The organism is Pseudomonas sp. 05T35, assembly GCF_056396605.1.
In genome coordinates this window covers 1-18,817 of the sequence record NZ_JBFTLU010000103.1, presented here as the reverse complement: position 1 = coordinate 18,817, position 18,817 = coordinate 1, and the positions used below count along the sequence as shown (strand labels likewise).

Here is an 18,817-nt window from a genome sequence, read left to right as displayed (position 1 = left end):
GTACAACGTTCCGCTGCGCGTACTGCACAGCTTCAAGGAGGGTCCGGGTACCCTCATTACTATTGATGAAGAGGAATCCATGGAACAGCCGATCATTTCCGGCATCGCTTTCAACCGCGATGAAGCCAAGCTGACCATCCGTGGCGTGCCAGACACCCCGGGCGTGGCCTTCAAGATTCTCGGCCCGATCAGCGCCGCGAACATCGAAGTCGACATGATCGTGCAGAACGTTGCGCACGATAACACCACCGACTTCACCTTCACTGTGCACCGCAACGACTACCAGGCGGCGCAGACCGTGCTGGAAAACACCGCTCGCGAGATCGGTGCCCGTGAAGTCGTTGGCGACACCAAGATCGCCAAGGTATCGATCGTCGGCGTTGGCATGCGTTCTCACGCAGGCGTTGCCAGCCGTATGTTCGAAGCGCTGGCTAAAGAAACCATCAACATCCAGATGATCTCGACTTCGGAAATCAAGGTTTCCGTAGTGATCGAAGAGAAGTACCTGGAATTGGCTGTGCGCGCTCTGCACACAGCTTTCGAACTGGACGCACCGGCCCGCCAGGGCGAGTGATGCTCCTCTAAGGGCGCGGTCTGACCGCGCCCTTTGTTTTTTTGAGCGGCGCGACTGAAATCTGTTCTTTTGCTCGTGCTGGTCAATACTTAGGCGTGTAGGGCTACGATCGTTCTGGTTGTAGGTCGAACGCCTTTTTTTTGCAGACTGTTGTCCCTGAAATGAAATGCGTGAGGAGAAAGGTATGCTGATTCTGACTCGTCGGTGCGCAGAAAGCCTGATTATTGGTGATGGCGAAATCACTGTAACCGTGCTTGGCGTCAAAGGAAATCAAGTGCGTATTGGCGTTAACGCGCCGAAAGAGGTGGCTGTTCACCGTGAGGAAATCTACCTGCGGATCAAGAAAGAGAAGGACGACGAACCAAGCCATTAATTTTTATCGTTTTTTATGTTTGCAAACGGGGAAAAGGTTGGTTAAGATACGCCCCGTGTTGCGGAGAGCTGGCCGAGTGGCCGAAGGCGCTCCCCTGCTAAGGGAGTACACCTCAAAAGGGTGTCGGGGGTTCGAATCCCCCGTTCTCCGCCATTATTTATTTAGTACGTTGTAATCTGGCTTCTTCGGTAAGTTGTTGAAATTACTAGAAAAAGTGCTTTACAAAAAGATTTAACGGCCTATAATGCGCGGCAACAAATGCACTCGTAGCTCAGCTGGATAGAGTACTCGGCTACGAACCGAGCGGTCACAGGTTCGAATCCTGTCGAGTGCACCATTTAAGGGTTTTTTGCAGTAATGCAAATAAAGTACTCGGCTACGAACCGAGCGGTCACAGGTTCGAATCCTGTCGAGTGCACCAAACACCAAAAAGCCTGCGTCTAACGCGGGCTTTTTGCTGTCTGGGATTTGCCTTTTACACATCCCTTCTCGTCGAATACGATTTGCGCACTACGACCTTTCTTGCTGTCGTAGCGATAATTCGTCGTTGCGTTTCGAATGCTGATCTTGTCTGGTTTGCCCAGCGCACTTTCAACTTCCTGCTGGCTCATGCCTGGAACGATCCGCTGATTGATGATTGCTTCGCGACGCTCCTGGGCACTGAGCAAATTTCCGCATTTGTCATTCATTTGGCCGATAACGACCGGATCTCTCGGTGTACTTTTAATTCCTGATGTTTCCTGATGGTTGGCACCGGGGAGTATTGCCTCGAATTTGAAAACGCTTGGGTTGTAAATATTCTGTCGCGACAGTGCCTCTCCAGGAGGGCAACTCAGTGTCGTGTAAGTGATACGGCCCATGGCGTCTTCACATCGATGCACGGTTGCTGCAGTGACCTGTAGGGGCGTGCAGAGCAGGGTGATCAACAGGGCTGTGGGTGTTTTTCCGGGCATTGGGCGTCCTCCATGACGGTCACGATCAAGGGTAGTCAGTACATTTCTCAGTGGGGGTGTGTTTTCTTTTCAGGATGAGTCGTCGCAGTTTCAGGGACGTGGACAGCGCTGTGGTTTATCTCGCAAGCGCTTGTTTCAGGCTGGTTTTTTTAACGTTTAAAACCCTCAGGCGGTGTATGATTGCGCCCGTCAGCCCCGCCGGGGCTTGTGGAATACCTCCATGGACTTACCCAGTAGTTACTCAGTACCCCGTTTTACCAATCATGAATTGACTGATTGATCCTTCCGGCGTGCCCCGCTGCTGGGAGTGGAGTTCGCCTATGACTGAAGTTGAAGTAAAGAAAACGCAAGAAAGCCTGCAAGACCGCCTTGCTCAAGTCGTTGAGCTGCTGCATCGCCAGCGGGTGGTCGAAGACCTGACTCATCGCCAGGAAGGTCATCATCACGACCTGGTCGAGAACCTGGTCCACCGGCAAAACCTCGTCGAGTTGCAACGCAAGCTCGATGATCTGCACTCCGCCGACGTTGCCTACATTCTTGAAGCCTTGCCGCTTGCCGAGCGCCTGACTGTCTGGCAGTTGGTCAAGGCCGAGCGCGACGGCGACATCCTGCTTGAAGTATCCGACTCGGTTCGTGAAACCCTGATCGCCGACATGGACGATCACGAGCTCCTGGCGGCGGCCAAGGAGATGGACGCCGACGAACTTGCTGACCTGGCCCCCGAGCTGCCGCGAGACGTCGTCCACGAGCTGATGGAAACCCTTGATAGCCAACAGCGTGAGCGCGTTCGCTCCGCGTTGTCCTATGACGAGGAACAGGTCGGTGCATTGATGGACTTCGAGATGGTGACGATCCGCGAGGATGTCAGTCTTGAAGTGGTTCTGCGTTACTTGCGTCGCCTCAAAGAGCTGCCAGGCCATACCGACAAGTTGTTCGTGGTTGACTACGATGGCGTGCTTAAGGGTGTGCTTCCAATCAAGCGACTGCTGGTCAACGATCCAGACAAGCAGGTCTCGGAAGTCATGGCCAGCGATCCGGTGAGTTTTCACCCGGATGAAGACGCCTACGATGCCGCACAGGCTTTTGAGCGTTATGACTTGATTTCGGCCCCGGTGGTCGACAAGAACGACAAGCTCATTGGTCGTCTTACCATCGACGAGATGGTCGACCTGATTCGTGAAGAGAGCGAAAGCGAAGTTCTCAACATGGCGGGTCTGCGTGAAGAGGAAGATATATTCGCGTCTGTCTGGAAATCCTTGCGCAACCGCTGGGCCTGGCTGGCGATCAACCTGATTACCGCATTTGTTGCCTCGCGGGTAATCGGTTTGTTCGAAGGTTCTATCGAGAAACTGGTGGCCTTGGCGGCGTTGATGCCGATCGTTGCCGGTATTGGCGGTAACTCCGGCAACCAGACGATTACCATGATCGTTCGTGCGATGGCGCTCGATCAGGTCAGTACCGGTAATACCTCGCGTCTCATGCGCAAGGAGCTGGCGGTTGGCTTGATCAATGGCCTGGTCTGGGGTGGGGTAATCGGCGTGGTGTCTTACATGCTGTACGGCAGTTGGTCATTGGGCGTGGTGATGACTGCTGCCATGACCTTGAACCTGTTGCTGGCGGCGTTGATGGGGGTTTTGATTCCGATGACCCTGGCGCGCTTTGGACGCGACCCGGCGATGGGCGCGAGCGTCATGATCACGGCCATGACCGACAGCGGTGGCTTCTTCATCTTCCTCGGGCTGGCGACAATCTTCCTGCTCTGAGTTTCTATTGCGCGGTCCTGCTCAAAGCAGCAGGCCGCGCACCTTCATTTTTTAATCTATTAGCGTAATGTCGATGGCAACTGGGCTTGCCGTTGAGTAAGCGATTGGCTGAATTTCAGGCAAAAAAAAGCCAGCACATGGCTGGCTAGAGCTTACGGGATGCAATCAGGAGGCGTCTGCGGCCATTTCAGCGTCGTGGGCAATCAGCGARACCAGTGCGTTTTGCTGGCGGTGGGAGAGTTGACGGAAACGCTGAAGCAGTTCGCGTTCGTGCAATGACAGCTCGGGGCTGTCCAGGCGCATGCTCAACTCTTCGCCCAGCGCACCTTCCTGAATAAGACTCTGCTCAAGGCGGGCGATGATCTCGGAATTCATGCTGCGGTGATGATTGCGAGCCACCTCGGCAATGCGTTCACGCATCCCGTCTGGCAGACGTACGACGAACTTGTCAGCCGTACGGCTGGAATAAATTGCCTGTTTCAATGGGCGCATATATTTAACCGGTTAGTTCAGGGGAGCGGTTCTCGGAATTGGCCGCAGGATGTCATGTAGGACAAGCTTCGTTACCAAATGTTCAACCTGAATTGATATGAGGCCCGCATCATGCCTCAAATTTGCCAGATCATTGGCGTCAATTCTGTGACAAATATTGAACTGGAAGCAGGCGTTATGCCAGCACCAATTATCAGAAATGCGGACTGGTTTGAAAACACTTACCGGGCCCGTACATCTGACCGCGTCCTCTTTGCCCGACAGGTGGGTGCTTGGGCGCCCCTGAGCGTGCATGCTATGCGGATACGATCTTCGTTCCTTGCAAGATACAGAATAGTGGCAAATGGCCGATTTACTAGGGCGGGCACGCGATGGGGGTGATATAGCGATGCGCGGCAGACTTATTTATTTAATGGGGCCATCCGGCTCCGGCAAAGACAGCCTGATCGATGCGGCCCGCGGCGCCTTGCTTGGCCTTGATTGCGTTGTGGTGCGCAGGGTGATTACCCGGTCGGCTGAATCGGTCGGCGAAGACGCTTTGAGTGTTTCCAGGGAGCAATTTGCTCAAATGAGGCGTGAAGGCGGTTTTGCGCTGTGCTGGCGTGCCAATGGGCTTGATTACGGCATCCCGGCAGAGATAGATCGCTGGTTGAGTGACGGTCGCCATGTACTGATCAACGGCTCAAGAGGTCATTTGTCCGAAGCCATGGCGCGTTATCCGACGTTGTTGCCCATAGTGCTGACGGTCAAAACCGATGCCCTGCGCAAACGTCTGGAACGGCGAGGGCGTGAGAGCACTGAGGAAATCGAAGCCCGACTTGCGCGCAATGCCCTGTTTTCAACGGATGCTGCTCAGGAGGACCCGGAAGGGATTTTTCAGCTGGATAATTCTGGTGAGCTTTCCGCTGCCGTCGACAACTTGCTGGCTCTATTGATGCTAGAGGGTATCAGTGCAAAAGCGGATCAAATTTGAGCCCGTGATCGAAGCTGGCGTTTGCCTACACTTAATAAGCCTTACAGACGACATGACAAAAACGGGCCTGCCCGTTAACATGCACGCCGTCCATCGCGCCGCATGTCCTTGCGGCCGGCATGTGTCTCAGTAGCTCAATTGGATAGAGCATCCCCCTCCTAAGGGGAAGGTTGGCAGTTCGAACCTGCCCTGGGACACCACTAACACAGGATGTCTCTTCACGCGCTCCGACCTCTTTATATTATCGGGACCGCTGCGTAGCTGAAAACAACATCGAAAGACCCGCTCAGGATTACCTGGCGGGTTTTTTTTTGAGGTGTTTTTGCAGTGCGCCTGCATCAGCCCACAATTGTTTGCCAACACCTATAAGGGAACGCCACAACTGGCCGATAACCCGATGGGCCGTTGTCCTGCGCGACGCCCCTATGGGCGGCGAAGTTGAGCTGGTCCCTGCATTTGTCTTTGGGTTCATCTTCTTAATTGCCTGGAATCTTCGATGCTGGCGTACCACCAAAAGAGCTTTTTGATCGTCGATGATTTCTCGGATTTCCGTAGTTCGGTCAGGTCGATGTTGCGTGAGCTGGGTGTCAAGGATGTCGACACTGCCGACACGGGTGAGGTGGCGCTGCGCATGTGTGCGCAGAAGCGCTACGACTTCATCTTGCAGGATTATCACCTTGGCGATGGCAAGAAGAACGGTCAGCAGGTGCTTGAAGACCTGATGGTCGAGAAGCTGATCAGCCATGAAAGCGTGTTTCTGATGGTCACCGCCGAGAGCAGTCAGGCGATGGTGCTCAGTGCGCTCGAGCATGAGCCGGATGCGTATCTGACCAAGCCTTTCAACCGCGCTGGCCTGGCCCAGCGACTGGAGCGACTCGAGCAGCGCAAGACCTTGCTCAAACCGATTCTGCAGGCGCTGGATCGGGGTAAGCCGGTTGAAGTCCTGAATGCCTGCATTGAGCTGTGCAAGCAGGACCCGCGCTATTCGCCGCTGTGTCTGCGCTATCGTGCCGATGCGCTGCGCGACATGAATCAGAATGAGGCGCTGGAGCGCTTGTACAACAGCATTCTGGCGGATCGCCCGTTGCCTTGGGCTTATGTCGGTCTGGGGCGATTGATGTTCAAGCGTGGCCAGGTCGCTCAGGCCAAAGCCGTCTACGAGAAGGCACTGAAGGCTTTCCCGATGATGCCGGCGTTGTATGACGGACTGGCCGATGTGCTGGTCGCCGAAGGCGACACCAAGGCTGCGCAGAATGTGCTGGAAGAGGCCGTTCGCCTGTCGCCATTGGCGGTGCGCAGGCAATCGTTGTTGGGCAAGTTGGCAATGACCAACGAAGACTTCGAAGGTGCGGCGAAAGCCTATCGTCAAGCAGTCTCCCAAGGGGCGCAGTCACGTTTCAAGGACCCTGAAAGCAATCTGGGCCTGGCTCATGCGCTCATCAGTAAAGGCAGTGAAAAAGGCCTGGATACCCGCACTCGACTGGAGATCAACCAGACCCTGAGCGCCGTCGCCAAGGAAAACATCAACGATCCGGGGCTGCAGATCCGGGCGCGCTTGATGAAGGCCACCAGCCTGCTGCTCAACGATGCCGAAACCGCTGAGAAGCTGACAGAGCAAGCACTGGCCCGTCTGGATGGCATGGAGCAGTTCATGAGCGCCGAAGCGGCGTTGCTGGTTGCCAAGCAGTTGAAGATGCTGGGGCAGGCTGACGCCGGCAATTCGATGTTGAAAAACTGCGCCGAGATTTACGGCGACGACCCGGTGGTGATGCAAGGCATTGCCCAGCAGACCGACGACCCGGCGATTCTCAACTCCGGCAACGCGGCGGCGGATCTCAACCGCCAGGGCGTGCGCAGTTACAAAGCGGGCGCGTTGCCCGAGGCGCGGGAGCTTTTCCGCGGTGCACTGTTGTTGCAGCCGAAGAACATCAGTATTGCCCTCAACATGGCGCAATCGCTGTTGCATGGGGCCGATGCCAGCCTCGATTCAGCACTGCTGGAAGAGTGCCGTACGTGCCTGAAAATGGTGGGCATGATGCCCGAGAGCGATGCGCGTTATCCGCGTTATCAGAAGCTGCGAAGCAAGGCGTTTGGCGAATGAATGATGTTGACGAGGGGCTCGACTTTTCCACGGTGATTGCCTCCACCGTACACGACATGAAGAACTCCCTGGCGTTGCTGATGCAGGCCCACGGACAGTGGCTTGCGCGCTTGCCTGCGGCTCAGCAGCACACCGCCGAGCAGGGCGTGATCGACTATGAGTTCGCTCATCTGAACGGCATGCTGGTGCAGTTGCTGGGGCTCTATAAGCTCGGCGTCAATCAGTTGCCATTGCGTCCGGACTATCACGAGCTGGACGATTTCATCGAAGCGCAGTTGGCGGCGCATCAGGACGTGTTCAAGAGTCGCGGCATTGTAGTGACTTATGAGATCGATCCCTTGAGCCCTCTCGGATTCTTCGACCGGGAGTTGATTGGAACGGTACTGGCCAATGCGATCAACAATGCCATTCGTCATGCCCGGCATTCGCTGTTGATCAGCATCGGTGAGGAAACCGGGCAGTTGCTGTTATCGATCAATGACGACGGCGAGGGTTTCCCGCCCCAGATGATCGAGCGTCAGGCGGATTTCGTGCAGGGCATCAACCCCGCCAGTGGCAGCACCGGTCTTGGTCTGTATTTCGCCGCGCGTATCGCACGCCTGCATCAGCGCAGCGGCGTGCACGGGCGTACCGAGATCCGTAATGGCGGCCCATTGGGAGGCGGGTTGTTCAATCTTTACCTGCCCTGATATCCGCCGCGCCGAGCAGCATTTTTGTCGGACATTTTTATGTCCCGGTGCTTGATATTCCGAACAGCTGGTGCCTATTTTGTACATGTCGCCGTTCGCGGCTTGCACAACTTCAAGGATAGAGTCATGACGACCGATGGCCAGCGTTCACTCGCACAGCGATTGACGGGCATTGATGAGATTGAATGCGTCACCCCGGATCTCAATGGCGTGCCGCGTGGCAAGGTCATGACCGCAGAAGGATTCCTAGAGGGACGGCGTTTGCAAATGGCGCRTGGCGTGCTGCTGCAATGCATCATGGGCGGTTATCCGCCGGCACGGTTTTACGGCAGTGACGACGGCGACCTGGCGCTCAATGCCGATCCGAAACAGATTCACCGTCTGCCCTGGAGCAAGCAGCCCCGCGCGTTGGCCATTTGCGATGCCGATGAGTTGAGCGGGGAAAGCTCGCGTCTCTCGACTCGCGGTCAGTTGAAAGCGGTGATCGCCCGTTATGCCGCTCGCGGTTTGGCGCCCGTGGTGGCAACCGAGATGGAGTTCTTTGTTTTTGCACCGAATACCGACCCGACTCAACCCTTCCAGCCACCGGTTGGGCTGGACGGACGTCGCGAGGAAGGTCATTCGGCATTCAGTGTCAGCTCCAACAACGGATTGCGCCCGTTCTTCAACGAAGTCTACGAATGCATGGCGGCCCTCGGTCTGCCACGCGATACCTTCATGCACGAGATGGGCGTCAGCCAGTTCGAGATCAATCTGCTGCACGGTGATCCGCTGCTGCTGGCCGACCAGACATTCCTGTTCAAGCACCTGCTCAAGGAAGTCGCGCTCAAGCACCACCTGACCGTGGTCTGCATGGCCAAGCCACTGGCGCATACGCCGGGCAGTTCGATGCACATTCACCAGAGCATCGTCGAGGCGGGCACGGACCGAAATGTGTTCAGCGATGACGCTGGGCAGCCGACTGCAATCTTCCGTCATTTCATCGGTGGCCAGCAGGCAGCGATGGCAGATTTCACGGCGTTGTTTGCGCCGAACGTGAACTCTTACCAGCGTCTGTGCCATCCTTACGCATCGCCGAATAATGCCTGTTGGTCTTATGACAATCGGGCGGCGGGTTTGCGGATTCCAGCCAGCTCGGCAGAAGCGCGTCGGGTCGAGAACCGTCTGCCGGGGGCCGATGCCAACCCGTATCTGGCAATTGCCGCCAGTCTGGCGGCCGGGTTGTATGGCATTGAAAACGAGCTGGAGCCGACGCCGGCCATTCAGGGCGAGTTTGAAGTGCCGGACAGTTTGTCGTTGCCGTGTACCTTGCATGCTGCTCTTGAGCGTCTGAAACGTAGCCAATTGGCGAAGGAACTGTTTGGCAAGGAGTTCATCGAAGGCTACATCGCTTCGAAGACCATGGAGTTGAGCAGTTTTCTTGATGAAATCACTCCCTGGGAGCGGCGTGTTTTGGCCGCCCAGGCCTAACCGATTCGTCGCTGTCGGGCTATCGTTGTCGGTAGCCCGGTACTCACTGCAAGGAGCCGCTCGGAACRCCGATGCGCCAAATCCTGAAATCCTTTCGAGCGCTTTATTTCGCCTCGCTGATGATGTTGATCGGCTCGGGTCTCCTCAGCACTTACCTGGGCTTGCGCCTGGCAGCGGACCATGTCGACAGTCTGTGGGTCGGTGCGCTGATGGCGGCCAACTATTTCGGCCTGGTGCTGGGCGGGAAAATCGGCCACCGGTTGATCGCCCGGGTCGGTCATATCCGGGCCTACTCGGCCTGTGCCGGGATCGTCGGTGCGGCGGTGCTGGGGCATGGCCTGATCGACTGGCTACCGGCGTGGCTGGTGCTGCGGATGGTCGTCGGTCTGGGCATGATGTGCCAATACATGGTCATCGAGAGCTGGCTGAACGAGCAGGCCGAAGCCAGGCAGCGCGGGGTGGTGTTCAGCGGCTACATGATCGCTTCGTACCTGGGGCTGGTGCTGGGCCAGTTGATTCTGGTCATGCACCCGTCCCTGGGGCTGGAGCTGCTGATGCTGGTGGCGTTGTGTTTTGCGCTGTGTCTGGTGCCGGTTGCGCTGACGCGGCGGATTCACCCGGCGCCCTTGCACCCGGCGCCGATGGAGCCGCGCTTTTTCATGAAGCGGGTTCCGCAGTCCCTCAGTACGGTGCTCGGCGCTGGCCTGATCGTCGGTTCGTTCTATGGTCTGGCGCCGTTGTACGCGTCCCAGCAAGGGCTTTCCACTGAGCAGGTCGGTCTGTTCATGGGTAGCTGCATTTTTGCCGGGTTGCTGGTGCAGTGGCCGTTGGGCTGGTTGTCGGATCGTTATGATCGGGCGCTGCTGATTCGCAGTTTTGCCTTTTGCCTGGCACTGGCAGCGTTGCCGTTGGCGATCATGCCGCAGGTGCCGCTTGAGATGCTGTTTATCGCAGGCTTCGCCTGCTCGCTGGTGCAGTTCTGTCTGTACCCGTTGGCGGTGGCGTTTTCCAACGACCACGTCGAAGGCGATCGACGGGTATCGCTGACGGCCATGTTGCTGGTGACATACGGTGTGGGGGCGAGCATCGGGCCGCTGGTGGCGGGTGTGCTGATGAAGTTGTTCGGCAGTCAGATGCTGTATGCGTTCTTCAGTTTCTTCGCAGTGGTGCTGGTTTGGCGCATCCGGCCGAAAGCGGTGACCAATCTGCATCAGGTGGAAGACGCGCCGCTGCATCACGTGGCAATGCCGGACAGCATGTCGAGTTCGCCACTGGTGGCGGCGCTCGATCCGAGGGTCGATGAGCAGGTCGTGCATGACCAGATGCAAAATGGCGCGAGCCCTGATCTGGATCCTGAGCGGGACGCAAAGTCCGACGCTGAGGATGTCGGCGGCTCTGATGAGCAGCCTGATGATCCGGGGGCGGAGCATCCGAAAAGCTTTACCGAGGCCAGGCCTTAGGGGCAAAAAAAACGGGCAGTCACCGCAAGGGACTGCCCGTTTTTTCAAGCGTCTGGATCAGAAGTCGTCTTTGTCGAAGCGGCGCGCTTCGCGTTGCAACTGATAGACGAAGCGCTCGACCTGACGCTGCACCAGTCCGCTCATGTTGTGAAAGCGTACGCCGGCGAAGGTGGTATCGATTTTCTCTTCGTGGTGCAGATAACGCAGCTCGACCGGTGCGGTCATACTGCCGAAGGGCAGGGCGGCGATGAAGCGTTCATAGACCTGACCCAATTGAAGTCCGCTGGTGATGTCGCCATCAAAGCGCAGCTTGCAACCCGTCGCAGAGATATCCAGCAGTTTGCCACTGACAGGCGTCTTGAGCTTGTCGCCACCGAGTTCGATGTTGACCAGTTGTGCCAGTTTCAAGGCTGCGCGAAACGCATTGCGACGCTGGTGGTAAACCACTTCATCGGGCAGCGTGCCACGGTAGCAGCGGTCGCCGTTGGACTCGTCGATGGTCAGCGCGCCGTTGCTTTCCCAGGCAATGCGTACGCCCTCATGAAAGCCTTCAACCCGAAAGGCTTCGCCGGCAAGCAGGTAGCGTTCGCCATCGCGAGGGATCATTTCGTCCAGGGCGATCATGTTGCTGTCGCGATCGACATCGATCAGGTAGCTCTGAAAGCGCTGGCTGCGTTCATGGAACGTGATGATCAGGGGATCATGGCTCTCTTGCAGCATCCGCAGGTTGCCGGTGATTTCCAGCGGGGTGCTGAGCACCTTGGGTGGCTGCGGAGCATCTTCCGCGCTTGAGGCGTTGAACACGGTTTATCAATCTCCAGACAGAATACGATCACACGCAAGAGCTAGCATTCTGCCAGCATGTTTGGTGCCTTGATAGAGCACGCTTATTTATGAGTTCAAGCCTGACTGAGTGCGCGGGGTTTCGCGAGCATGGAGGTTGATCCGCGGGCGTCATAAAGCGTTGGAGGCTCGCCACCGTTAAGGATTTTCAGCTGATTGGCGGTGGTGGCTTGTTGCACCTGGATCGAGCGGCCATTGAGCTCGTTGGCGGTTTGGCAATCTGCAAGCAGTCGGGTCAGGACGTCGCTTTGGGTCAGCAACTGATCGCCAATACTTGAGTGAGCGGCAAGCTGCTCCAGGCCTGCGCGGCTGGCAGGAAGGTTCAGGCTCGCGAGAATTTCGCTGCGTTTGCGGCCATGCTGTTCCAGCAGAATGATCAGTGCCTGTTTCTGCGCCAGAATATCCTCGAGCAGCGGCATGTCGCGGCCGTGCAGGGCGAGGGATTCGGTCTTCAGCAGCTCCAGCAATTGTTGAGCTGGAGCAAAGTCATCGGTGATCAGTTGCAGTAAGTTAGTGTCGTGCATGGCTGGCCTTGGGTTTTAAGCGTCCAAAAGCCTGGCGCAGGCCTTTGGCTAGCGCTGGGCTTCGAAGTTGAGCAGTTTGCTGGCTACACGGTTGCTGTCGACCTTATAGCTGCCATCGGCAATCGCTGCTTTCAACTCGGCCACGCGGGCGCTGTCGACGGCAGGCTGATCGCGCAGCTTGTCAGTGATCTTCTGCAACTGTTGAGCCTCATTGCTGAGGTGTACCGATTCCCCGCTTTGGGTGGCACCGACCTGTTCGGTCGAGGTGCTCAGCGGCGCGGATTTGCCGGCATCGCCGGTGTCCTTGCTGACGCTGGTTTTCGGCCATACCCGGGAAAACTTTAGGCTCAATAGTCAATGAGCCCAGGCACGTCGGTATTTGCCCTGCGTGAGGCACAGTTTAGGGAACAGGACGGTTGTGCGCCAGTTATCTACATGGCGACTTCCACCTGGCCCGTTGCCGTGACCTGCGCCTTGATGACTCGTTGTGAGTTGAGGTTTTTGACTCTGATCTGCTCGCTCAGGCCGCCATTGGACAGCGCTTCACCCGGCATTCGCACACTCAGTGTGCCGCTGCGGGCGGTGATGACCACCTGATCGCCCTTGCGCACGACTTCTGCCTGCTCCAGATGAACAAGCGTAATCACTTGATCGCTGACCATTGGTCGGACAAGTTTTTGTCCGATGGCTTGATCGACGTTTGTCAGATATCCCTGATTGATCAGGCTGATATCGCGCTCACGCAGCATCACATCTGAAGGGTCGATGATTCCGGCTCGTTTGAGGGGGCGGGTGGTCGTGACGACCTCGCGAAACAGGCGGACTTGAGCGGGTACGAAGACCGTCCAGGGGGAGGCGCCATCGCAACGGACTTTCACCGTAACCCGGCCCAAAGGTATCGCGGGGCTCTCCAATGTCGCTGTCAATTCCTTGTCGCACGCCGGCATGTGCATGCGCGGGTCGAGCTTGTTGACTTCGATTTCATAGCGCCCTGCGGTTTGACTGGTGGCCAGGTAGTCTTCTACGGTGAATTCAAGAAAGCCCTGAGTGACGCCGATAAGTAGATCAGGCAAGGTAACCGGGTCGGCAAAGGCAGGGCTGCCAACGTTCAACAGGCATACAGCTGACAGGGCGCCGAGGAATTTACGGCACATTGATGTCAGGCGTCGGGAAAATGTCGTTTTTGTGTTCATGGCAGTTAAAAAGCAAGCGCCGTGCCGTTTAGTGATGAATGTGCGTCGCAACACACTTAGCGTTGGTGTAGGAGTCTGGGCATGGCTGGTGTAATGGATTCGGTTAACCAGCGCACGCAACTGGTAGGGCAGAATCGCCTGGAGCTGTTGTTGTTCCGTCTCGACGGCCAGCAGCTTTACGGGATCAACGTGTTCAAGGTTCGGGAGGTGCTGCAATGCCCCAAGCTGACCCTGATGCCCAAGTCCAGTCCTGTCGTGTGCGGTGTGGCGAATATTCGGGGGGCAACCATTCCGATTCTGGATCTGGCAATGGCAACCGGCTCAGGCGGGTTGCAGGATCAAAGCAATCCCTTTGTGATCATCACGGAGTACAACACCAAGACCCAGGGGTTTCTGGTGAGGTCGGTCGAGCGGATCGTCAACATGAACTGGGAAGAGATCCATCCGCCGCCCAAGGGCACGGGTCGCGATCACTACCTGACCGCAGTGACTCGAGTCGACAATCAGCTAGTCGAAATTATCGACGTGGAAAAGGTCCTGGCGGAAGTTGCGCCGACGTCGGATGTGATTTCGGTGGGCGTGATCGATGCCGAGACCCAGCACAAGGCAATTTCCTTGCGAGTGCTCACGGTCGACGACTCGTCGGTGGCGCGCAAACAGGTCTCGCGTTGCCTGCAGACGGTGGGGGTTGAAGTTGTTGCGTTGAACGACGGCCGGCAAGCGCTGGATTACCTGCGCAAACTGGTCGATGAGGGCAAGAAGCCGGAAGAAGAGTTTCTGATGATGATTTCCGACATCGAAATGCCCGAAATGGACGGCTACACCCTTACGAGCGAGATCCGCAGCGACCCTCGCATGCAAAAGCTCCATATCATCCTGCATACTTCGTTGTCAGGCGTATTCAATCAGGCGATGGTGAAGAAAGTCGGTGCCGATGACTTCCTTGCCAAATTCCGTCCTGATGACCTGGCATCCCGGGTAGTCGACCGGATCAAAGCAGCAGATATCAGCTAGTGGCCTTCGCTACTGGCGGTCAACACGATTTAAGAGGCGGCATCATTGTCTACGGGTAATTTGGATTTCGAACAGTTCCGGGTCTTCCTGGAAAAAGCCTGTGGCATTCTGCTCGGTGAGAATAAGCAGTATCTGGTGTCGAGCCGTCTCAACAAACTGATGGAACAGCAAGGCATCAAGTCCTTGGGTGAGTTGGTGCAGCGGATGCAGACCCAACCGCGCAGTGGTTTGCGCGAGACGGTGGTGGACGCGATGACGACGAACGAAACCCTCTGGTTTCGTGACACCTATCCGTTTGAAGTCTTGAAGAACAAAGTGCTGCCTGAGTCCATCAAGGCCAGTCCCGGGCAGCGCCTGCGGATCTGGTCGGCGGCGTGCTCGTCCGGGCAGGAACCGTATTCGCTGTCGATGTCGATCGACGAGTTCGAGCGGGTCAATATGGGGCAGTTGAAGATGGGGGTGCAGATCGTTGCCACCGACCTGTCCGGAACCATGTTGACCAACTGCAAGACCGGCGAGTACGACAGCCTGGCGATCGGTCGCGGTCTTTCGCCGGAGCGTCTGCAACGCTACTTCGATCCGAAAGGGCCGGGGCGTTGGGCAGTCAAGGCACCGATCAAGAGTCGGGTGGAGTTCCGCTCGTTCAACCTGCTGGACAGCTACGCCAGTCTCGGCAAGTTCGACATCGTGTTCTGCCGCAACGTGTTGATCTACTTCTCTGCCGAAGTGAAGAAAGACATCCTGCTGCGGATTCACAGCACGCTGAAGCCGGGCGGTTATCTGTTCCTGGGGGCTTCCGAAGCGTTGAACGGTTTACCGGATCACTATCAGATGGTTCAGTGCAGCCCGGGGATCATCTACCAGGCCAAGTGATTGGACGGTAATCGGTACTGCATGAAAACGGGAGCCCTCAGGGGCTCCCTTTTTTTTGCCTGTCCATTTTCCCGGCACTTGCCCCCCCTGTGGGAGCGAGCCTGCTCGCGATGGCGTCGTGTCAGTCGACATCAATGCCACCTGCCACACCGCYATCGCGAGCAGGCTCGCTCCCACAGGGGGCAGTGTTGTTCTTTCAGGCCGAGGGAAGCGGCAGAAAAGCGGCAGGCGCCGGAAATCTGTTGCCGCTTTTCTGGCATTGCCGCTTTGCCGTCGCCCGCAAAGCCCCGGTTTACGGGGTTTGAGAAGCTGGCACGGGGCTTGCTATAACCCTGTTACGAAAAATCAGGTCACCCAAAGGTTTCCGACATGAGCATCAGCTTCGATAAAGCGCTCGGTATCCACGAACAAGCCCTGGGCTTCCGCGCCCAGCGTGCTGAAGTCCTGGCCAACAACATTGCCAACGCCGATACCCCGAACTATAAGGCTCGGGATCTGGACTTCTCGTCGGTGCTGGCCGCCCAGAACGACAAGAACAAGAACGGCACCTTTGCTTTGAACATGACCAATAGCCGTCATATCGAAGCCCAGGGTATGAGCAGTGGTGAGGAGTCGTTGCTGTATCGCACGCCGATGCAACCGTCGATTGACCAAAACACCGTGGACGCCCAACTGGAACAGTCGAACTACGCGCAAAACGCGGTCGACTTCCAGGCCAGCTTCACGCTGCTCAACAGCAAATTCAAAGGGCTGGTATCAGCCCTGCGCGGGGAGTAATTCATGTCTCTGTCCAGTGTTTTCAACATTGCCGGTAGCGGCATGAGTGCTCAAACCACTCGCTTGAACACCGTCGCCAGTAACATCGCCAACGCCGAGACCGTCTCTTCGAGCATCGATCAGACCTACCGTGCCCGTCACCCGGTGTTTGCCACCATGTTCCAGGGCGGTCAGTCCGGCGGCAGCGATTCGCTGTTCCAGAATCAGGATGCCGCAGGGCAGGGCGTGCAGGTACTCGGCGTAGTCGAAGATCAAAGCAACCTCGAAGCACGCTACGAGCCGAACCATCCGGCGGCTGACGCCAAGGGTTACGTTTATTACCCCAACGTCAATGTGGTGGAGGAAATGGCCGACATGATTTCCGCCAGTCGTTCGTTCCAGACCAACGCGGAAATGATGAACACCGCCAAAACCATGATGCAGAAGGTCCTGACCCTCGGTCAGTGATAAGGGGCGATTTTATGAGCGTTACCGATTCCACCGGCGGCCTGAGCATGACCGATCTGCTGGCGAACTCCTCGGTCAAGAGCACCGGTACGGCCGCGAATGGCCTTTCCGCAGCAACCAGTAGCGCGACCGGCGGCAAGGCGTTGGGCAAGGACGCGTTCCTGCAATTGCTGGTGACCCAGCTGAAGAACCAGAACCCGCTTTCGCCACAGGACAACGGCGCATTCGTGGCTCAACTGGCGCAGTTCAGTAGCCTTGAAGGGATCACTTCCCTCAATACGACTGTGAGTTCTCTCGCCAGTAATTTCAGCTCTTCCCAGGCCTTGCAGGCTTCTTCTCTGGTGGGCCGCTCGGTCATTGCGCAGACCAGCACCGCGCAGATCAGCGACCCAAGCAAGGGGTTGACCGGTTCGGTGAACCTGACATCGTCCATTGCCGATGGCACCGTGACTATCAGCGATGCAAGCGGAAAGGTTGTGAGAACCCTTAACCTGGGCAACCGGCCGGCCGGCAGCGCCAGCTTCACTTGGGATGGCAACGACAATAGCGGCGCCGCAGTCGCTGCGGGCACTTATACCGTCAAGGCCAATGCGCCGATCAACGGCACGGCGACCGATCTGGCCACCTACCTGCCAGCAACGGTCAACAGCGTGACCCTGAGTCAAACCGGCGGCGAGCTGATGCTCAATCTTGCAGGTCTGGGCCCTATCGCCCTGTCCAAAGTTCAAACCATTGGTCTATAGAGCCGGCTAACGCGGCATAAAGGAGTGGAATATGTCTTTCAATATCGGCCTTAGCGGTCTCTATGCAGCCAACAAACAACTGGACGTGACCGGTAACAACATCGCCAACGTTGCGACCGCCGGTTTCAAGTCCTCGCGCGCCGAGTTCGCGGATGTCTACTCGGCAACCAAGCTGGGCAACGGCTCTAAAGTTGTCGGCAGCGGTGTAAACCTGGCCAACGTATCCCAGCAGTTCACCCAGGGTGATATCAACAACACCGGTAACGTGCTGGACATGGGCATCAATGGTTCGGGCTTCTTCACCCTGAGCAATAACGGTTCGATTTCCTATACCCGTGCCGGTACGTTCAAGGTCGACAAGGATGGTTTCATTACCAACACCGATCAAACCGCGCGTTTGCAGGGTTACGGTGCCGATGCCAACGGCAAGATCATCAGCGGTGTGTTGACCGACCTGAAGATCGACACCTCGAACCTGGCGCCAAAACCCACTTCGACCGTGTCCTCGACGATCAACCTGGACTCGACTTCTCCGGTGATTGACGACACGCTCCCGGCTAACAAATTCGACCCGGGCACCCTCGCCACCTACACCAAATCGTTCAGCACGCCGATTTATGACAGCCAGGGCAATTCGCACGTCATGGATCAATACATGGTGAAGACCGGCGCCAACACCTGGAAGACCTACACCCTGGTAGACGGTCGCAACCCGGATGCCACCGGCAGCGACCCGAAAGTCACCGCCCCGATTGCTACGACCATGACGTTCGATACGGCTGGCAAACTGGTCTCGGTGGCAACACCACCGGCGACGCCTGCGGCACCTAACGTAAACAACAACGTGACATTGGCCAACTGGGTGCCGGGTAAGGTCACCAACGGTGTGTGGGCGGCCAACGGCGCGGCGCCAAGCGCTAGCGGCATGACTATTTCGATGACTAACACCACACAGTTCAACGCTGATTCGGCCCGCTCCATCCCGGCTCAGGATGGTTACGCCACGGGCGAAATCACTAACCTGACCATCGACGGCACGGGCACCCTGTTCGCCAACTTCAGTAACAACCAGAACAAGGCGATCGGCCAGGTTGCCCTGGCCAGCTTTACCAACGAGCAAGGTCTGCAAGCTGTTGGCGGCACCAGCTGGAAAGAAACGTTTGCCTCGGGTATCCCGGGTTATGACGCGCCAACCACTGGCTCGCTGGGTTCGATTCAGTCCAACTCCCTGGAAGAGTCCAACGTCAACCTGACCAACGAACTGGTCAACCTGATCAAGGCGCAGAGCAACTACCAGGCCAACGCCAAGACTATCTCCACCCAGAGCACCATCATGCAGACCATCATTCAGATGACCTGATGCTGGTTGGCTGATAGTGCTACACAAGGAGCCCCTCGGAAGAGGGGCTTTTTTGTGGGTGCGCCAGGCATGGCGCGTTGCGCGCAAGCGCAACCAGTTTGGCTGTGGTGGCCACGCTGGTGACTTGGAGGTGAAAGTCCTCTACACACCCGGCAAGGGGAAGTGTTAGCCAGAGGCAAGGGTGTTGCGGGCGAC

General features: G+C 57.1%; 20 protein-coding genes and 4 tRNA genes. 18 read left to right on the top strand and 6 right to left on the bottom strand.

Annotation, left to right across the window (positions count from 1 at the left end; genetic code table 11):
* From AC1DH9_RS10895 to AC1DH9_RS10875, 5 genes are all read left to right on the top strand, one after another.
* Positions 1–574 (top strand): ACT domain-containing protein (locus AC1DH9_RS10895; RefSeq protein WP_477808155.1); only part of this gene is annotated, 574 nt, incomplete at its 5' end.
* 184 nt (positions 575–758) lie between these two features.
* Positions 759–947 carry a carbon storage regulator CsrA gene (gene csrA / locus AC1DH9_RS10890; RefSeq protein WP_003178872.1) on the top strand — a complete coding sequence of 63 codons (189 nt, stop codon included), beginning with the start codon at positions 759–761 and terminating at the stop codon, positions 945–947.
* A 62-nt stretch (positions 948–1,009) separates the two neighbouring features.
* Positions 1,010–1,100 (top strand) — tRNA-Ser (locus tag AC1DH9_RS10885).
* Between the two features lie 107 nt (positions 1,101–1,207).
* Positions 1,208–1,284 (top strand) — tRNA-Arg (locus tag AC1DH9_RS10880).
* A 14-nt stretch (positions 1,285–1,298) separates the two neighbouring features.
* A tRNA-Arg gene (locus AC1DH9_RS10875) sits at positions 1,299–1,368 on the top strand.
* Between the two features lie 19 nt (positions 1,369–1,387).
* On the opposite strand, the gene AC1DH9_RS10870 is transcribed toward AC1DH9_RS10875, so the two are convergent.
* On the bottom strand, positions 1,388–1,900 hold the full coding sequence (locus AC1DH9_RS10870) for a DUF4124 domain-containing protein (protein WP_427545784.1): 513 nt from the start codon (positions 1,898–1,900) through the stop codon (positions 1,388–1,390).
* A 320-nt stretch (positions 1,901–2,220) separates the two neighbouring features.
* Between AC1DH9_RS10870 and mgtE the strand changes: the two genes are divergently transcribed.
* Positions 2,221–3,663, top strand: a complete 1,443-nt coding sequence (mgtE, locus tag AC1DH9_RS10865) for a magnesium transporter (protein ID WP_054593610.1) — start codon at positions 2,221–2,223, stop codon at positions 3,661–3,663.
* Positions 3,664–3,828: 165 nt separating this feature from the next.
* Here the strand turns inward: mgtE and AC1DH9_RS10860 are convergent, their stop codons facing one another.
* Positions 3,829–4,155, bottom strand: a complete 327-nt coding sequence (locus AC1DH9_RS10860) for an Arc family DNA-binding protein (RefSeq protein ID WP_003178899.1) — start codon at positions 4,153–4,155, stop codon at positions 3,829–3,831.
* A gap of 388 nt (positions 4,156–4,543) precedes the next feature.
* Between AC1DH9_RS10860 and phnN the strand changes: the two genes are divergently transcribed.
* The 6 genes from phnN to AC1DH9_RS10830 all read left to right on the top strand — a co-directional run bounded on the left by phnN (position 4,544) and on the right by AC1DH9_RS10830 (position 10,848).
* Positions 4,544–5,128, top strand: a complete 585-nt coding sequence (phnN, locus tag AC1DH9_RS10855) for a phosphonate metabolism protein/1,5-bisphosphokinase (PRPP-forming) PhnN (RefSeq protein WP_427545804.1) — start codon at positions 4,544–4,546, stop codon at positions 5,126–5,128.
* Between the two features lie 123 nt (positions 5,129–5,251).
* A tRNA-Arg gene (locus tag AC1DH9_RS10850) sits at positions 5,252–5,328 on the top strand.
* Positions 5,329–5,624: 296 nt separating this feature from the next.
* A complete protein-coding gene (locus AC1DH9_RS10845) occupies positions 5,625–7,229 on the top strand; it encodes a response regulator (protein ID WP_427545786.1) in 1,605 nt (534 codons plus the stop codon).
* Positions 7,226–7,918: a sensor histidine kinase gene (locus AC1DH9_RS10840; RefSeq protein WP_427545788.1), complete on the top strand. Its 693-nt coding sequence runs from the start codon at positions 7,226–7,228 to the stop codon at positions 7,916–7,918. The genes AC1DH9_RS10845 and AC1DH9_RS10840 overlap by 4 nt, the downstream gene beginning before the upstream one ends.
* A 228-nt stretch (positions 7,919–8,146) precedes the next feature.
* On the top strand, positions 8,147–9,388 hold the full coding sequence (locus tag AC1DH9_RS10835; protein WP_477808156.1) for a glutamine synthetase family protein: 1,242 nt from the start codon (positions 8,147–8,149) through the stop codon (positions 9,386–9,388).
* 71 nt (positions 9,389–9,459) lie between these two features.
* Positions 9,460–10,848 carry an MFS transporter gene (locus AC1DH9_RS10830; protein WP_427545790.1) on the top strand — a complete coding sequence of 463 codons (1,389 nt, stop codon included), beginning with the start codon at positions 9,460–9,462 and terminating at the stop codon, positions 10,846–10,848.
* Positions 10,849–10,905: 57 nt separating this feature from the next.
* Here the strand turns inward: AC1DH9_RS10830 and AC1DH9_RS10825 are convergent, their stop codons facing one another.
* The 4 genes from AC1DH9_RS10825 to flgA all read right to left on the bottom strand — a co-directional run bounded on the left by AC1DH9_RS10825 (position 10,906) and on the right by flgA (position 13,408).
* Positions 10,906–11,652, bottom strand: coding sequence for a flagellar brake protein (locus AC1DH9_RS10825; protein WP_427545792.1), 747 nt, complete (start codon positions 11,650–11,652; stop codon positions 10,906–10,908).
* Between the two features lie 95 nt (positions 11,653–11,747).
* Positions 11,748–12,215, bottom strand: a complete 468-nt coding sequence (locus AC1DH9_RS10820) for a flagella synthesis protein FlgN (RefSeq protein WP_427545794.1) — start codon at positions 12,213–12,215, stop codon at positions 11,748–11,750.
* 48 nt (positions 12,216–12,263) lie between these two features.
* Positions 12,264–12,566: a flagellar biosynthesis anti-sigma factor FlgM gene (gene flgM / locus AC1DH9_RS10815; protein WP_477808154.1), complete on the bottom strand. Its 303-nt coding sequence runs from the start codon at positions 12,564–12,566 to the stop codon at positions 12,264–12,266.
* Between the two features lie 80 nt (positions 12,567–12,646).
* Entirely contained in the window at positions 12,647–13,408 is a 762-nt protein-coding gene (flgA, locus tag AC1DH9_RS10810) for a flagellar basal body P-ring formation chaperone FlgA (RefSeq protein ID WP_442114448.1), read from the bottom strand.
* 81 nt (positions 13,409–13,489) lie between these two features.
* On the opposite strand from flgA, the gene AC1DH9_RS10805 reads away from it, so the two are divergent.
* The 6 genes from AC1DH9_RS10805 (at position 13,490) to flgE (ending at position 18,622) form a co-directional block, all read left to right on the top strand.
* Entirely contained in the window at positions 13,490–14,422 is a 933-nt protein-coding gene (locus AC1DH9_RS10805) for a chemotaxis protein CheV (protein WP_054593599.1), read from the top strand.
* A 45-nt stretch (positions 14,423–14,467) separates the two neighbouring features.
* A complete protein-coding gene (gene cheR / locus AC1DH9_RS10800) occupies positions 14,468–15,295 on the top strand; it encodes a protein-glutamate O-methyltransferase CheR (protein ID WP_123580156.1) in 828 nt (275 codons plus the stop codon).
* A 369-nt stretch (positions 15,296–15,664) separates the two neighbouring features.
* Positions 15,665–16,072: a flagellar basal body rod protein FlgB gene (gene flgB / locus AC1DH9_RS10795; protein ID WP_427533062.1), complete on the top strand. Its 408-nt coding sequence runs from the start codon at positions 15,665–15,667 to the stop codon at positions 16,070–16,072.
* 3 nt (positions 16,073–16,075) lie between these two features.
* Positions 16,076–16,519 carry a flagellar basal body rod protein FlgC gene (flgC, locus tag AC1DH9_RS10790; protein WP_007937507.1) on the top strand — a complete coding sequence of 148 codons (444 nt, stop codon included), beginning with the start codon at positions 16,076–16,078 and terminating at the stop codon, positions 16,517–16,519.
* Positions 16,520–16,533: 14 nt separating this feature from the next.
* Positions 16,534–17,262: a flagellar hook assembly protein FlgD gene (gene flgD / locus AC1DH9_RS10785; protein WP_427533063.1), complete on the top strand. Its 729-nt coding sequence runs from the start codon at positions 16,534–16,536 to the stop codon at positions 17,260–17,262.
* 31 nt (positions 17,263–17,293) lie between these two features.
* Positions 17,294–18,622: a flagellar hook protein FlgE gene (gene flgE / locus AC1DH9_RS10780; RefSeq protein WP_427545798.1), complete on the top strand. Its 1,329-nt coding sequence runs from the start codon at positions 17,294–17,296 to the stop codon at positions 18,620–18,622.
* The last annotated feature ends 195 nt before the right edge of the window (positions 18,623–18,817 follow it).

Coding starts and splice junctions, on each gene's coding strand:
- flgA (WP_442114448.1), bottom strand. CDS start 13,408: ATGAACACAAAAACGACATTTTCCCGACGCCTGACATCAATGTGCCGT.
- flgC (WP_007937507.1), top strand. CDS start 16,076: ATGTCTCTGTCCAGTGTTTTCAACATTGCCGGTAGCGGCATGAGTGCT.
- AC1DH9_RS10805 (WP_054593599.1), top strand. CDS start 13,490: ATGGCTGGTGTAATGGATTCGGTTAACCAGCGCACGCAACTGGTAGGG.
- flgD (WP_427533063.1), top strand. CDS start 16,534: ATGAGCGTTACCGATTCCACCGGCGGCCTGAGCATGACCGATCTGCTG.
- mgtE (WP_054593610.1), top strand. CDS start 2,221: ATGACTGAAGTTGAAGTAAAGAAAACGCAAGAAAGCCTGCAAGACCGC.
- AC1DH9_RS10820 (WP_427545794.1), bottom strand. CDS start 12,215: ATGCACGACACTAACTTACTGCAACTGATCACCGATGACTTTGCTCCA.
- AC1DH9_RS10845 (WP_427545786.1), top strand. CDS start 5,625: ATGCTGGCGTACCACCAAAAGAGCTTTTTGATCGTCGATGATTTCTCG.
- flgB (WP_427533062.1), top strand. CDS start 15,665: ATGAGCATCAGCTTCGATAAAGCGCTCGGTATCCACGAACAAGCCCTG.
- AC1DH9_RS10870 (WP_427545784.1), bottom strand. CDS start 1,900: ATGCCCGGAAAAACACCCACAGCCCTGTTGATCACCCTGCTCTGCACG.
- flgE (WP_427545798.1), top strand. CDS start 17,294: ATGTCTTTCAATATCGGCCTTAGCGGTCTCTATGCAGCCAACAAACAA.
- AC1DH9_RS10840 (WP_427545788.1), top strand. CDS start 7,226: ATGAATGATGTTGACGAGGGGCTCGACTTTTCCACGGTGATTGCCTCC.
- AC1DH9_RS10830 (WP_427545790.1), top strand. CDS start 9,460: ATGCGCCAAATCCTGAAATCCTTTCGAGCGCTTTATTTCGCCTCGCTG.
- csrA (WP_003178872.1), top strand. CDS start 759: ATGCTGATTCTGACTCGTCGGTGCGCAGAAAGCCTGATTATTGGTGAT.
- phnN (WP_427545804.1), top strand. CDS start 4,544: ATGCGCGGCAGACTTATTTATTTAATGGGGCCATCCGGCTCCGGCAAA.